Consider the following 13,015-nt stretch of genomic DNA (forward strand, 5'->3'; position numbering starts at 1 on the left):
CACTATAAACAGGATGTTAATATTTGGCAATCGAGACGCTTAGACGTCTAAAACCCACGTTACAGGATGCCTGATACGCTATGTCTGAACTCTCTCCGCTCGACCAGCTGGTGGCGGCCTGCCGCTGGATTGGTGAAAAAGGCTGGGCGCCCGCTACCGGCGGCAATATGTCGGTTCGTGAAAATGACCGCTTCTGCCTGCTCAGCGAATCAGGCAAGGATAAAGGCAGCCTGACGCGCGACGACTTTATTCAGGTGGAGATCGCCACCAGCAGCGCGCCGTCCGGACGCAGGCCCTCGGCGGAAACAGGACTCCATACCCTGATCTACCGACTGTTTCCCGACGCGGGCGCAGTGCTGCATACCCATACGGTCAATGCAACGGTGCTGTCGCGGGTCGAAAAGGGCAGTGCGCTGCGGCTGGAAGGCTATGAAATGCAGAAAACCCTGGCGGGGCAGCATACCCATCTTGCGTGCGTGGCGATCCCGCTGTTTGATAACGACCAGGATATCGACGCGCTGGCGCAGCGCATTGAGGCATATGCCCGGCACAATCCGTTTCGCTACGGCTTTCTGCTGCGCGGCCACGGCTTGACCTGCTGGGGCCGGGACGTTAACGAAGCGCGTCGCCATCTGGAAGGTCTGGAATTTTTATTTGAATGCGAACGTCAACGTCGCCTGCTGGAGGCTCAATGATCCGCGCTATTGTCACCGATATTGAAGGTACCACCAGCGATATCCGCTTCGTACATGAGGTACTGTTCCCGTACGCGCGTCAGCACCTCGCCGCGTTTATTCGCGCGCAGCATCAGCAGCCCGACGTCAGTGCCGCGCTCGACGCGGTGCGCGCCGAAGCAGGACAGCCGGAGGCCGATCTGTCGGCGGTAACGCAGATCCTGTTGCGCTTTATGGACGAAGATCGCAAATCCACCGGACTGAAAGCGCTGCAGGGGATGATCTGGCGCGACGGCTATATGAACGGCAGCTTTACCGGCCATCTCTATCCCGACGTCCTGCCGGCGCTGCGCGCCTGGCGTGAGCAGGGCGTTCAGCTTTACGTTTATTCTTCCGGTTCGGTTGCAGCGCAAAAACTGTTATTTGGCTACAGTGATGAAGGTGATATTACTGGCCTGTTTAGCGGGTATTTTGATACCCGCGTCGGCGCCAAGCGCGAGGTCGCCTCCTACCGCAATATTGCTGAACAAACCGGCCTGCCCGCTGAGCAGCTGCTGTTCCTCTCCGACATTCGTCAGGAGCTGGATGCGGCAGCGGAAGCCGGATGGAATACCGTGCAGTTAATTCGCGGCCCCGCAGACAGCGAAAGCCGCCATCATCAGGTGAACACCTTTTCGGGAGTCGTTTTAGCATGAGTGCATTGACCATTTTTACCGATACCGAGGCCACGCTGCCGGTGTGGCACAGTACCGATGCGGAGATGATCCGCGAGCGGCTGAACGCGAAAAATGTGCGCTTCGAGCGCTGGGCGGCGGATCGCGATTTAGGCGAAAATCCAGAGCCAGCCCGCGTGATTGAAGCCTATCAGCACGCCATCGATCTGCTGGTGGCGGAGAAGGGCTATCAGAGCTGGGATGTGATCAGCATGCGCGCCGACCACCCGCAAAAAGAGGCGCTGCGCGAGAAGTTTCTCGCCGAGCATACGCATGGCGAAGATGAGGTGCGCTTCTTTGTCGAGGGCGCGGGCCTTTTCTGCCTCCACCTCGACGGCCAGGTCTATCAGATCCTGTGTGAGAAAAACGATCTCATCTCAGTGCCAGCGGGTACGCCGCACTGGTTCGATATGGGTTCATCGCCGCACTTCACCGCTATTCGCATTTTCGATAATCAGGAAGGCTGGGTGGCGCACTTTACCGGCGATGCCATCGCCGACGCCTATCCGCGCCTGCCTTAATGCCTGAGGGGCGCGCTGAGCGCGCCCTTTTATTCAGGGCTGAAAAATTCCCGCCTTTACCTCGTCCGGCGACACCGCGCCGGTATCCAGCACCCAGCCGCTGATCAGCGCCGCAGGCGTCACATCGAACGCCGGGTTATAGACGGCCGCCGCTTCCGGCGCCCACTGTACGCTGCCAAAACTGCCCGCCACGCCAGTCACTTCGCTGGCGGCGCGCTGTTCGACAGGAATGTCGCGGCCGCTGGCACACTGGCGATCCAGCGTGGTATAGGGCGCGGCGACATAGAACGGGATCTGGTGATAGTGCGCCAGCACTGCGAGGCTATAGGTGCCGATTTTATTCGCCACGTCGCCGTTGGCCGCAATGCGGTCCGCGCCGACCCAGATCGCGTCGACCTGGCCGCTCGCCATCAGGCTGGCTGCCATCGAGTCGGTGATGAGCCGATAGGGGATCGCCAGCTCGCCCAGCTCCCAGGCGGTAAGCCGCCCGCCCTGCAACAGCGGGCGCGTCTCATCGACCCAGACGCTCGCCACCTTGCCCTGCTGATGCGCGCGAGCGATAACGCCCAGCGCGGTGCCGACGCCCGCCGTCGCCAGCCCGCCGGTGTTGCAGTGGGTTAACAGGCGGCTGCCCGGTTTAACCAGCGCGCTGCCCGCCTCGGCGATGCTGTCGCACAGCTGACGATCTTCCTCCACCAGACGCAGCGCTTCATGACTCAGCGCGACGACGAAATCCTCCTGCGCCAGCGCCTGTTTCATCCGGTCCAGATTATTCATCAGGTTGACCGCCGTCGGACGCGCGGCGCGCAATACAGCCAGCGCCTGCGCCAGCGCGTCGCGACTGGCCCCCGCTTCGGCCAGCAGCGCCAGCAGCAGCGAGGCGGAGAGGCCGATTAGCGGCGCGCCGCGCACGCGCAGGGCGTGAATATGGTCAATCAGCTGCGGCACATCATGCGCCGGAAGCCAGTTTTTTTGCTGCGGCAGCGCCTGCTGGTCAAGGATCCAGAGCTGATTGTCACGAACCTGTAAGCTGGTGGTACGGAGTGTTTGCATTGTCTGTGAAAACCCTGTTGCGTTGTTATCACGTATTGTGCCAACATGCGGAACGGATGTATAGACGTCTGAACGGCTTATTATAGCGCCCTGGCGGGGTTTTCGTTGCAGAGACTTTTGTTTGAGAGGAATGGCAATGTCGCAATACCGTACCTTCACCGCGGCTGACGCCGTAGCCTATGCCAGAGAATTTGGTGGCGTAGAGGACCCCGCTTCGCTGGTTGCGGCGGAAGAGATAGGTGATGGCAACCTCAACCTGGTATTTAAAATTTTCGACCGCCAGGGCAACAGCCGGGTCATCGTAAAACAGGCTCTGCCTTATGTGCGCTGCGTCGGCGAGTCCTGGCCGCTGACGCTGGATCGCGCGCGGCTGGAGGCGCAAACCCTGGTCGAGCACTATAAATATTCTCCCCAGCACACGGTGAAGGTGACGCACTACGACGAGACGCTGGCAGTAATGGTGATGGAAGATCTCTCGAGCCACCGCATCTGGCGCAGCGAGCTGGTGAAGGGCGCTTACTATCCGCAGGCGGCGACGCAGCTGGGCGAATATCTGGCGCAGACGCTGTTTCACACCTCCGATTTTATGCTGCATCCCCACAAGAAAAAGGCGGAAGTGGCGCGCTTTATTAATCCGGAAATGTGCGAGATCACCGAAGATCTTTTCTTTAACGATCCCTATACCGATCACGAACGCAACAGCTATCCGCAGGCGCTGGAGCCGCTGGTCGCCAGCCTGCGCAATGATGATGCGCTGAGGATCGCCGTCGCCGGCCTGAAACACCGCTTTTTTGCCCACGCAGAAGCGCTGCTGCACGGCGATATCCACAGCGGCTCGATCTTCGTCGCCGATAACAGCCTGAAGGCGATCGACGCGGAGTTCGGTTATTTCGGCCCGATTGGCTTTGATGTCGGCACGGCGCTGGGCAACCTGCTGCTTAACTACTGCGGTCTGCCGGGGCTGCTGGCCCCGCGTGAAGCGGCGGAAGGGCGCGAGCTGCGGCTGAATGACGTGCGCGAGGTATGGAACAGGTTTGCTGCACGCTTCCTGGCGCTGGCGCAAGAGAAAACTCGTGACGTAGCGCTGGCATACCCAGGCTATGCGCAGGCGTTTTTACGCAAGGTGTGGGCCGATACTATCGGCTATTGCGGCACCGAGCTGATTCGCCGCACCGTCGGCATGTCGCACGTCGCGGATATGAAGCTGATTAAGGATGAGGCGATGCGCACCGAGTGTATCCGCAGCGCCATTACGCTGGGACGCACGCTGATTCTGGCGGCGGATCATGTGGAAGATGTAGAAGCGCTGATTGCGCGTATTCGGCAGGCGGGCTAAGGTCGAGCAAAAGTTTCCTTTTACAGGCCGCGCACGCTCCTTGTGCGCGACCCTTTCGTTTACGCCGCCTCGCTTTCTCGCGCGGCCTTAACCGTCGGCTGCTTTACCGGCACCGCCAGCGCATCCGCTTCAAACTCGTCGACGTTAATGGCGCGCAGGCGACTCGCTTCGGCGCGCGTCAGCACATCCGCCTCAGCGGCATCAATCCATCCCGCTTTAAGCGCCCGCTGCGCCAGCGCGTCGAGCCGGGTGAAAGAGAAGTGCTCTTTCTGCTGTTTGCACAGACGATCGTGGATCGCTTCCGCCGCCATCACCTCCTGCAAGGCCTGCTCAAGCTGGCCCGCCGGGTTATGCTCGCCTGGCGTCAGATACTGACCGCGTCCCAGACGCGTCCGGGTGGCGGACGGCACCTGCAGCAGCTTCGCCAGCTTATGATCCAGACGGTCGCTCGGCGCCGGGCAGTGTTTGCCGCCGGCAAAAATCATCATGCGCAGCGCGCCAGCCGCCAGCGGGCTCGGGAAGTTGCGCAGCAGATCTTCTATCGCCTGCTCGGCCTGATGCAGCGCATCCTGTACGCCCCAGTGAACCAGCGGCAGATCGGCCTCGTGACGGCCCTCATCGTCATAGCGTTTCAGCGTGGCAGAGGCGAGATAAAGCTGGCTCAGCACATCCCCCAGACGCGCTGAAATACGCTCGCGTCGTTTCAGACTGCCGCCGAGCACCGCCATCGAAACGTCAGCCAGCAAGGCCAGGTTGGCGCTCAGACGGTTGAGGTGTTGGTAGTAGCGGCGCGTGGCGTCGCGCGTCGGCGAGGCGCTGCTGCGTCCCGCCGTCAGGCCGAGCCACAGGCTGCGTACGGCGTTGCTGCCCACGTAGCCGATATGGCTGAACAGGGCGGCGTCGAAGGCGTTGAGATCCTGACTCGCCGCCGCCGCCATCTCTTTCAGCACGAACGGATGACAGCGGATCGCCCCCTGACCAAAGATAATCATGCTGCGCGTCAGAATATTCGCGCCTTCCACCGTGATGGCGATAGGCGCGCCCTGATAGGCGCGGGCAAGGAAGTTATTGTTGCCAAGCATAATGCCTTTGCCGCCCGCGATATCCATGGCGTCCACGATAGCGCGCTGACCGCGATGGGTGCAGTGATACTTCACAATCGCCGACAGCACCGCCGGCTTCTCACCCTGCATAATGCCGGTGGTAATCAGCGTCGCCGCGGCATCCATGACATAGGCATTACCGGCAATGCGCGCCAGCGGCTCCTCAATGCCCTCCATCTTACCGATAGAGACTTTGAACTGACGACGGATATGCGCATAGGCGCCGGTCGCCAGCGCCACGCTTTTCAGGCTGCCGGTCGAGTTAGACGGCAGGGTAATGCCGCGTCCTACCGACAGACACTCAACCAGCATCCGCCAGCCCTGACCGGCCATCTGCGGACCGCCGATAATAAAATCGATCGGCACGAAAATATCCTTGCCGCGCGTCGGGCCGTTCTGGAACGGCACGTTCAGCGGGAAGTGACGCTTGCCGATTTCGACGCCCGGCGTGCTGGTAGGAATTAACGCGCAGGTAATGCCCAGCGACTCGGTATCGCCCAGCAAACCATCGGGGTCGGAAAGCTTAAAGGCCAGGCCTAACACGGTCGCCACCGGCGCCAGCGTAATGTAGCGTTTATTCCAGGTGAGGCGCATGCCCAGCACCTGCTTGCCTTGCCACTCGCCCATACAGACGACGCCGGTATCGGGAATGGCCCCGGCGTCGGAACCCGCCTCCGGGCTGGTCAGCGCAAAGCAGGGGATCTCGTCGCCGCGCGCCAGACGCGGCAGATAGTGATCTTTCTGCTCGTCAGTGCCGTAATGCTGCAGCAGTTCGCCAGGGCCAAGCGAGTTGGGCACGCCGACGGTTATCGCCAGAATGCCGGAGACGCCCGCCAGCTTTTGCAGCACGCGCGCCTGCGCATAGGCGGAGAATTCCAGGCCGCCATACTCTTTCTTGATAATCATGGCGAAGAAGCGCTGCTCTTTCAGATAAGCCCACAACTCCGGCGGTAGATCCGCCATCTCATGGGTAATAGCGAAATCGTTCGCCATGCGGCAGGCTTCTTCCACAGGCCCGTCGAGAAACGCCTGCTCTGCTGGCGTCAGGCGCGGCTGCGGGTAGTTGTGCAGCTTCTGCCAGTCCGGCTTGCCCTGAAACAGATCGCCTTCCCACCAGGTGGTCCCGGCGTCGATCGCCTCTTTTTCAGTACGCGACATCGGCGGCATTACCTGCTGAAAGCGCTGCAGCATCGGCTTCGAAAACATTGCGCGGCGCATCGAAGGAAGGTTAAACGGCAGCAGCACAATAGCCAGCGGCAACAGCAGCCAGGGGGTCCAGAGGTGCGCCGCGGCCCAGCCGGCGGTCCACAACAGTAAAATCACGCTGCTCGCCGCCAGGGATACGCGGTGATAAAACAGGACGCTGATTAACACCAGCGTCGCGAGGATCGACACAACCATCATAATCACGGCTCCGTAAGTAGTAAGAGGTCTGACCTGTTATCTGTAGAGGTGTATGACACTGGCGATTAATTAGCAATCCGTTTACATCGCAATTACAACCTTACTCACAAAATCGGAAAATCAGCCATGCAGGGCGCGCAGGCTTTCGCGCGGCGCACGCTTTGCGGCAACCCGCCATTCCGTTAAACTTGAAAAGTCACTCTTTTACTAACAAGGACATCCCTATGTATCAGGACATCATTCGCTCTGAGCTGAATGAAGCAGCGGATACGCTGAATACGTTTCTCAGCGACGAAGCGAACATTCACGCGATTCAGCGCGCGGCGGTGCTGCTGGCCGACAGCTTTAAAGCGGGCGGTAAAGTGCTCTCCTGCGGCAACGGCGGCTCCCACTGCGACGCCATGCACTTCGCCGAAGAGCTGACCGGCCGCTATCGCGAAAACCGTCCGGGCTATCCGGCGATCGCCATCTCCGACGTCAGCCATCTTTCCTGCGTCAGCAACGATTTCGGCTACGACTACGTTTTCTCTCGCTACATCGAAGCGGTGGGGCGTCCGGGCGACGTTTTGCTGGGGCTCTCTACCTCCGGCAACTCCGCCAATATCATTAAGGCGATCGAAGCGGCGCGCGCGCAGGGCATGAAGGTGATTACCCTGACCGGCAAAGATGGCGGCAAGATGGCGGGCTCGGCGGATATCGAAATCCGCGTGCCGCACTTCGGCTATGCTGACCGCATTCAGGAGATCCACATCAAGGTGATCCATATCCTGATGCTGCTGATCGAAAAAGAGATGGTGAAGTAAGGTTGCTGGCCGCCAGCGTCTGCGCTGGCGGCCTTTCTGACTAAGGCGGTAGCTATGTGCGAATTGCTCGGGATGAGCGCCAACGTTCCAACCGATATCTGTTTCAGTTTTACCGGCCTGGTGCAGCGCGGCGGGGGAACCGGGCCGCATAAAGACGGCTGGGGCATCACCTTTTATGAAGACAGAGGCTGTCGCACCTTTAAAGATCCGCTGCCGAGTTATAACTCGCCCATCGCGCGGCTGGTGCAGGAGTACCCGATCAAGTCCCATTCAGTGGTGGCGCATATTCGCCAGGCGAATCGCGGGCCGGTCTCGCTGGAAAATACCCATCCCTTTACCCGCGAGCTGTGGGGACGCAACTGGACCTATGCACATAACGGCCAGCTAAAAGGCTATCGTCAGCTGGAAACCGGTCATTATCGCCCGGTCGGTGAAACCGACAGCGAGAAGGCGTTCTGCTGGATCCTGCATAAGCTGGCGACGCGCTATCCGCGCACGCCTGCCAACTGGCCGGCGGTGTTTCGCTATGTGGCAGAACTGGCGGGCGAGCTGCGGCAGAAAGGGGTGTTTAATATGCTGCTGTCGGACGGGCGCTATCTGATGGCGTTCTGCTCAACCAATCTTTACTGGATCACGCGTCGCGCGCCCTTCGGCAAAGCGCAGCTGCTCGATCAGGACGTCGAGATCGATTTCCAGCAGCACACCACCGCCAACGATGTGGTGACGGTGATTGCAACGCAGCCGCTGACGGGAAATGAAACCTGGCACCGCATCGTGCCAGGCGAGTGGGCGTTATTCTGCCTTGGAGAGCGCCAGGAATGATTTAGACGCGGCTTCGGGATTAACCATCACCGGGCTGCTGTTGTTCATCACATAGCTGCCGCTGGCGACGTTGACCGTCGGCGGCTGATGATACTTCTCAAAATAGGCGTAGCCCGGCTGCAGCTCGCGCCAGAAGCTGGCGTAGGTAGAGTAGCGATGACGCTGCATATTGGTGTCGGTCATGCGGAACGGGAAGATGCTGATATTGACCTGCGCCTGGCCGTTACGCAGCGCCGCGTTCACGTAAGTGAAGATCTCATCCATATAGGCGTTGGTCATGGCGTAGCAGCCGATCGATTTGCAGTCGCCATGGATCATCAGATAGTTGCCGGTGTAGGCGTGTTCGCGATCGTACTGGTTAGGAAAACCGACGTTGATAGCGCGATAAAAGCGGCTGTCCGGCTTAAGCTGGTTTAGCCTGACGCTGTAAAATCCTTCCGGACTCTTAAAATCCCCTTCACGGCGCTTCGGTCCGAGGCCGCCGGAAAAGTTACAGATGCGGTAGGTATCGAGCAGGCGAAATTCGTTGCCGATTTTGCCATAGAGCTCCAGCGTGCGTTCTTCCTTGAAGATCTGAATATAAACCGGCGTGCCGAGTAGCTGTTTCTTTAATTCTTTACTCACCGGCGTCGACATCTGCTGCGTCGGCTCGGGAGTCATTGCCATGCTGAGGGCTGGCATCAAAATCATCGCAAACAGAAGTGCGATTTTGCCCATGCTGTGTATACCTTGAGAGAGGAAGAACGGTGACGCGAAACGCGTCCAGACTTGCATTATCGGAAAACTCCGCTACCGCAGCGCAACATTAGCATTGTCTGTTTTTTTATCAAGATGCCGCCGGGTAAATTCACGTTTTCCTCAAGGTATGACGGCCAGAAATTTGTAAACTTTAATGGCAATTTGCGTTAAGGCCCGCTTTCTTCCGCGCCCGAAGCGATGGGGGGGCGGCGGCACTTTTGCATCTGTACATCTATACAGTATCATAAGGTGTGGCGAAAACCTGATGGCGGGCAAGCGTGAAAATCATACATGTCGATATGGACTGCTTCTATGCAGCGGTGGAGATGCGCGACAATCCGGCGTTGCGCAATATCCCTATCGCCATTGGCGGCAGCCGGGAACGACGCGGTGTGATCAGCACGGCGAACTATCCGGCGCGCAAATTCGGCGTACGCAGCGCGATGCCCACCGCGATGGCGCTGAAGCTCTGCCCACATTTGAAACTTCTGCCGGGTCGCTTTGACGCTTATAAAGAGGCCTCGCAGCAGATCCGCGATATTTTCCTGCGCTACACCCCTTTAATCGAACCGCTGTCGCTGGATGAGGCCTATCTGGACGTGACCGACAGCCCGCTCTGTCACGGCTCCGCCACGCTGATCGCCCGCGAGATCCGCGCCACTATTCAGCGCGAGACGGGGCTAACCGCCTCGGCCGGCATCGCGCCGATTAAGTTTCTCGCCAAGATCGCCTCCGATCTCAACAAGCCCGACGGGCAGTACGTGATTACGCCGCAGGAGATGCCCGGCTTTCTACTGTCGCTGCCGCTGGCGAAAATCCCGGGCGTCGGCAAGGTGGCGACAAAGAAGCTGGAAGAGATGGGGCTGCATACCTGCGCCGATGTGCAGAAAGCGGACGTGGCACAGCTGCTTAAGCGTTTCGGCAAGTTTGGCCGCGTGCTGTGGGAGCGCAGCCACGGTATTGACGAGCGCGGCGTGGTGGTGGAGCGCGAGCGAAAGTCCGTCGGCGTCGAGCGGACGCTGGCGGAAGATATTCACAGCTGGGAAGCCTGCCTGGAGATTATCGATTTTCTTTATGCGGAGCTGGAGCGCCGCCTGACTCAGGTGCGGCCCGACAAACAGATTGCGCGGCAGGGAGTCAAACTCAAGTTCAATGATTTTCAGCTGACGACCCAGGAGCATATCTGGCCGGAGCTGAATAAAGAGGATCTGATAGCGGTGGCGCGTAAGACCTGGGATGAGCGACGCGCCGGGCGCGGCGTGCGGCTGGTGGGGCTGCATGTGACGCTGCTGGACCCGCAGCTTGAGCGACAGCTGCTGCTGGGGCTGTAATGACAAAGGGCAAAACCAAAGCATTGTGAACGGTGCCAGCGCAGGTAGCATCGACCAACCGCAACGTTGCCGTTCGTCATCCCTGAGCGCTCGACCCGCCCAGTTGCTGGCGCGGGTCGTTTTGCTCTTCGGGCGAGGCTACCCGCTTGCTAAGCAAGGTAGCCGTCTGTGACACCTTAAGGTGCCGGATAGGTGTAGCGGCGGTGAATCGCTTCCAGCTCCTCAAGCACCTCTTCGTTCAGCGTCAGATTAAAGCTGTCGATATTGATCTTCAGCTGCTCAAGGGTGGTCGCGCCCAGCAGGGTGCTGGCGACAAATGGCTGCTGACGTACGTAGGCCAGCGCCATCTGCGACGGATCCAGCCGATGCTTCTGCGCCAGCGCCACATATTCCGCGACCGCCTGCTGCGATTGCTCGCCGCTGTAGCGCGTAAAGCGGCTGAACAGCGTATTGCGCGCGCCGGCCGGTTTAGCGCCGTTAAGGTACTTGCCGCTCAGCGTGCCGAAAGCGAGGCTGGAGTAAGCCAGCAGTTCAACCCCTTCATGCTGGCTGATTTCGGCCAGGCCCACTTCAAAGCTGCGGTTCAGCAGGCTGTAGGGATTCTGAATGGTCACGATGCGCGGCAGCTCGTGCTTTTCCGCCAGCTGCAGGTAGCGCATCACGCCCCAGGCCGTTTCGTTCGACACGCCGATATAGCGAATTTTTCCGGCGCGCACCTGCTCAGCCAGCGCCTCCAGCGTCTCCAGCAGCGTGACAGGAATAGTGTTCTCGCTGTACTGATAGCCCAGTTTGCCGAAGAAGTTGGTCTGGCGCTGCGGCCAGTGCAGTTGGTAAAGATCGAGGTAATCGGTGTTCAGGCGCTTCAGGCTGGCGTCCAGCGCTTCGCGGATATTTTTACGATCCAGCGCCTGATGCGGCCGAATCGAGGCGTCAGCGCCACGCACCGGACCTGCCACCTTGCTGGCGAGGATAACTTTATCGCGGCTGCCGCGCTTCTTCAGCCAGCTGCCGATGTACTGTTCGGTTAAACCCTGGGTTTCCGGGCGCGGCGGCACCGGATACATTTCAGCGGTATCAATAAAGTTAATGCCGCTGGCGATGGCGAAATCGAGCTGCTCGTGGGCGTCGGCTTCGCTGTTCTGTTCACCAAACGTCATGGTTCCCAACCCCAGCTGGCTTATCTCCAGCGTGCTATGGGGGATGCGGTGATAGTGCATAGCCGTCTTCCTTATTTTTTGGAATGTAATGATGTGTCCGTTGGGACTATAACGCGTGAATCAACAGGGAAGGAAGTGGGGAAAATCGGGGAAATCACCTGTCCGGACAAATTGCGGGACAGGTGAGTTGAAATGGCACTTAACGCTCAATGATGGTCGACACTTCGTCGCCATTGATCTGCACTTCATGGCCGGACTGATCGATATATTTAACCAGCCCCGTCTCTTTATCTATGGTCGGCTTGCCTTCCGTCATGATCATCTGTCCATTTTTTGTGGCCATTACATAATCTGAACTGCATCCGCTCAGTGTAACGGCGGCAAAAATCAATACTGCTACGCCTGCCAACTCTTTCATCACGCTTATTCCTCTCACTCCCGTCAGCCAGTGGGCTGCGTCGTCCTGGTGACAGGACCGCGCAGCATCAACAGCAAAAAGTGTAGTAATAAATCGTTTTGACGCTTTGCGTTATCGCATGAATCTGAAAATAACAGGGCGGCCAGCGGCCGCCCTTGACTTTTTTACCCCTTACGCCGCCTTTTTCTTGCTGCGCATCAGGTTCAGGCATTCGACAGCTATCGAGAAGAACATCGCGAAATAGATGTAACCTTTTGGTACATGCACCGCAAAACTCTCCAGGATCAGGGTAAAACCCACCAGAATCAAAAAGGAGAGGGCCAGCATTTTTATTGAAGGATGACGGTCAACAAACTCGCCGATGGCGCGCGCGGCGAACATCATCATCAGAACGGCGATCACGACGGCCGCCATCATAATGAAGAGGTGGTCGGAGAGGCCGACGGCGGTGATCACCGAATCCAGGCTGAAGATAATGTCCAGCAGCATAATCTGCACAATGGCGCCGAGGAAAGAATGAACATTGGTTTTATGCTCCTCTTCGCCGCCTTCAATGGTTTCATGGATCTCCATACTCGACTTCCACAGCAGAAACAAACCGCCGCCGAGCAGGATCAGATCGCGCCAGGAGAAGGGGTGATCGAACAGGGTAAAGAGCGGATGGGTCAGACGCGCGACCCAGGCGATAGAGGCCAGCAGGGCGAGACGCATCAGCATCGCGCCCATCAGGCCGAGACGGCGGGCGCTGGCCTGCTGTTGTTTGGGAAGTTTTGCGACGACCAGCGACAGGAAAATAATATTATCAATACCCAGAACCACTTCGAGGATGGTCAGCGTGCCCAGCGCCAGCCAGGCGTTGGGATCGGTTATCCACTCAAACATGCGCACACTCAATCTTAAACGAAAAGTAAACGGCGATTATACGCATCCGCTTTCATGAAC

Annotated in this window: 13 protein-coding genes; 7 read left to right on the forward strand and 6 right to left on the reverse strand. The window is 58.8% G+C overall.

The window, feature by feature from the left end:
- The first annotated feature begins 80 nt into the window (after positions 1 to 80).
- From D7S44_RS00165 to D7S44_RS00175, 3 genes are read left to right on the forward strand one after another with little or no spacing between them, the layout of a single operon-like run.
- Complete coding sequence (locus D7S44_RS00165; protein ID WP_120451145.1) at positions 81 to 695, forward strand: methylthioribulose 1-phosphate dehydratase; 615 nt, start codon at positions 81 to 83, stop codon at positions 693 to 695.
- On the forward strand, positions 692 to 1,369 hold the full coding sequence (gene mtnC, locus D7S44_RS00170; RefSeq protein ID WP_120451146.1) for an acireductone synthase: 678 nt from the start codon (positions 692 to 694) through the stop codon (positions 1,367 to 1,369). The genes D7S44_RS00165 and mtnC overlap by 4 nt, the downstream gene beginning before the upstream one ends.
- The gene (locus D7S44_RS00175) at positions 1,366 to 1,908 is read left to right on the forward strand and encodes a 1,2-dihydroxy-3-keto-5-methylthiopentene dioxygenase (RefSeq protein ID WP_120451147.1); all 543 of its coding nucleotides are present in this window, start codon (positions 1,366 to 1,368) and stop codon (positions 1,906 to 1,908) included. The genes mtnC and D7S44_RS00175 overlap by 4 nt, the downstream gene beginning before the upstream one ends.
- A gap of 33 nt (positions 1,909 to 1,941) precedes the next feature.
- Here the strand turns inward: D7S44_RS00175 and mtnA are convergent, their stop codons facing one another.
- The gene (mtnA, locus tag D7S44_RS00180; RefSeq protein ID WP_120451148.1) at positions 1,942 to 2,961 is read right to left on the reverse strand and encodes an S-methyl-5-thioribose-1-phosphate isomerase; all 1,020 of its coding nucleotides are present in this window, start codon (positions 2,959 to 2,961) and stop codon (positions 1,942 to 1,944) included.
- Between the two features lie 136 nt (positions 2,962 to 3,097).
- Here mtnA and mtnK point away from each other — a divergent pair, with 136 nt between their 5' ends.
- Complete coding sequence (gene mtnK, locus D7S44_RS00185) at positions 3,098 to 4,297, forward strand: S-methyl-5-thioribose kinase (protein WP_120451149.1); 1,200 nt, start codon at positions 3,098 to 3,100, stop codon at positions 4,295 to 4,297.
- 59 nt (positions 4,298 to 4,356) lie between these two features.
- Here mtnK and fadE read toward each other — a convergent pair whose 3' ends face one another.
- Positions 4,357 to 6,804 carry an acyl-CoA dehydrogenase FadE gene (gene fadE, locus D7S44_RS00190; RefSeq protein WP_120451150.1) on the reverse strand — a complete coding sequence of 816 codons (2,448 nt, stop codon included), beginning with the start codon at positions 6,802 to 6,804 and terminating at the stop codon, positions 4,357 to 4,359.
- A gap of 224 nt (positions 6,805 to 7,028) precedes the next feature.
- On the opposite strand from fadE, the gene lpcA reads away from it, so the two are divergent.
- Both lpcA and D7S44_RS00200 read left to right on the forward strand, forming a co-directional pair.
- The gene (gene lpcA / locus D7S44_RS00195; RefSeq protein WP_033752849.1) at positions 7,029 to 7,607 is read left to right on the forward strand and encodes a D-sedoheptulose 7-phosphate isomerase; all 579 of its coding nucleotides are present in this window, start codon (positions 7,029 to 7,031) and stop codon (positions 7,605 to 7,607) included.
- A 54-nt stretch (positions 7,608 to 7,661) separates the two neighbouring features.
- A complete protein-coding gene (locus tag D7S44_RS00200) occupies positions 7,662 to 8,429 on the forward strand; it encodes a class II glutamine amidotransferase (RefSeq protein ID WP_120451151.1) in 768 nt (255 codons plus the stop codon).
- On the opposite strand, the gene dpaA is transcribed toward D7S44_RS00200, so the two are convergent.
- A complete protein-coding gene (gene dpaA, locus D7S44_RS00205; protein ID WP_120451152.1) occupies positions 8,400 to 9,146 on the reverse strand; it encodes a peptidoglycan meso-diaminopimelic acid protein amidase in 747 nt (248 codons plus the stop codon). The genes D7S44_RS00200 and dpaA overlap by 30 nt on opposite strands.
- Positions 9,147 to 9,445: 299 nt before the next feature.
- On the opposite strand from dpaA, the gene dinB reads away from it, so the two are divergent.
- Positions 9,446 to 10,498, forward strand: a complete 1,053-nt coding sequence (dinB, locus tag D7S44_RS00210) for a DNA polymerase IV (protein ID WP_272867886.1) — start codon at positions 9,446 to 9,448, stop codon at positions 10,496 to 10,498.
- A 176-nt stretch (positions 10,499 to 10,674) separates the two neighbouring features.
- On the opposite strand, the gene D7S44_RS00215 is transcribed toward dinB, so the two are convergent.
- From D7S44_RS00215 to D7S44_RS00225, 3 genes are all read right to left on the reverse strand, one after another.
- Complete coding sequence (locus tag D7S44_RS00215) at positions 10,675 to 11,715, reverse strand: NADP(H)-dependent aldo-keto reductase (protein ID WP_120451153.1); 1,041 nt, start codon at positions 11,713 to 11,715, stop codon at positions 10,675 to 10,677.
- A gap of 139 nt (positions 11,716 to 11,854) precedes the next feature.
- Positions 11,855 to 12,073: a YgdI/YgdR family lipoprotein gene (locus D7S44_RS00220; protein WP_120451154.1), complete on the reverse strand. Its 219-nt coding sequence runs from the start codon at positions 12,071 to 12,073 to the stop codon at positions 11,855 to 11,857.
- A 171-nt stretch (positions 12,074 to 12,244) separates the two neighbouring features.
- Positions 12,245 to 12,955, reverse strand: a complete 711-nt coding sequence (locus tag D7S44_RS00225) for a TerC family protein (RefSeq protein ID WP_120451155.1) — start codon at positions 12,953 to 12,955, stop codon at positions 12,245 to 12,247.
- Between the last annotated feature and the right edge of the window lie 60 nt (positions 12,956 to 13,015).

It is taken from the genome of Pantoea piersonii (genome assembly GCF_003612015.1).
GTDB lineage: Bacteria > Pseudomonadota > Gammaproteobacteria > Enterobacterales > Enterobacteriaceae > Pantoea > Pantoea piersonii.

What these genes read in the sequence shown, in the direction of transcription:
- mtnA (WP_120451148.1), bottom strand. Translation starts at nt 2,961, where the DNA reads ATGCAAACACTCCGTACCACCAGCTTACAGGTTCGTGACAATCAGCTC.
- D7S44_RS00175 (WP_120451147.1), top strand. Translation starts at nt 1,366, where the DNA reads ATGAGTGCATTGACCATTTTTACCGATACCGAGGCCACGCTGCCGGTG.
- D7S44_RS00220 (WP_120451154.1), bottom strand. Translation starts at nt 12,073, where the DNA reads ATGAAAGAGTTGGCAGGCGTAGCAGTATTGATTTTTGCCGCCGTTACA.
- D7S44_RS00215 (WP_120451153.1), bottom strand. Translation starts at nt 11,715, where the DNA reads ATGCACTATCACCGCATCCCCCATAGCACGCTGGAGATAAGCCAGCTG.
- mtnC (WP_120451146.1), top strand. Translation starts at nt 692, where the DNA reads ATGATCCGCGCTATTGTCACCGATATTGAAGGTACCACCAGCGATATC.
- D7S44_RS00200 (WP_120451151.1), top strand. Translation starts at nt 7,662, where the DNA reads ATGTGCGAATTGCTCGGGATGAGCGCCAACGTTCCAACCGATATCTGT.
- D7S44_RS00225 (WP_120451155.1), bottom strand. Translation starts at nt 12,955, where the DNA reads ATGTTTGAGTGGATAACCGATCCCAACGCCTGGCTGGCGCTGGGCACG.
- lpcA (WP_033752849.1), top strand. Translation starts at nt 7,029, where the DNA reads ATGTATCAGGACATCATTCGCTCTGAGCTGAATGAAGCAGCGGATACG.
- D7S44_RS00165 (WP_120451145.1), top strand. Translation starts at nt 81, where the DNA reads ATGTCTGAACTCTCTCCGCTCGACCAGCTGGTGGCGGCCTGCCGCTGG.
- fadE (WP_120451150.1), bottom strand. Translation starts at nt 6,804, where the DNA reads ATGATGGTTGTGTCGATCCTCGCGACGCTGGTGTTAATCAGCGTCCTG.
- mtnK (WP_120451149.1), top strand. Translation starts at nt 3,098, where the DNA reads ATGTCGCAATACCGTACCTTCACCGCGGCTGACGCCGTAGCCTATGCC.
- dpaA (WP_120451152.1), bottom strand. Translation starts at nt 9,146, where the DNA reads ATGGGCAAAATCGCACTTCTGTTTGCGATGATTTTGATGCCAGCCCTC.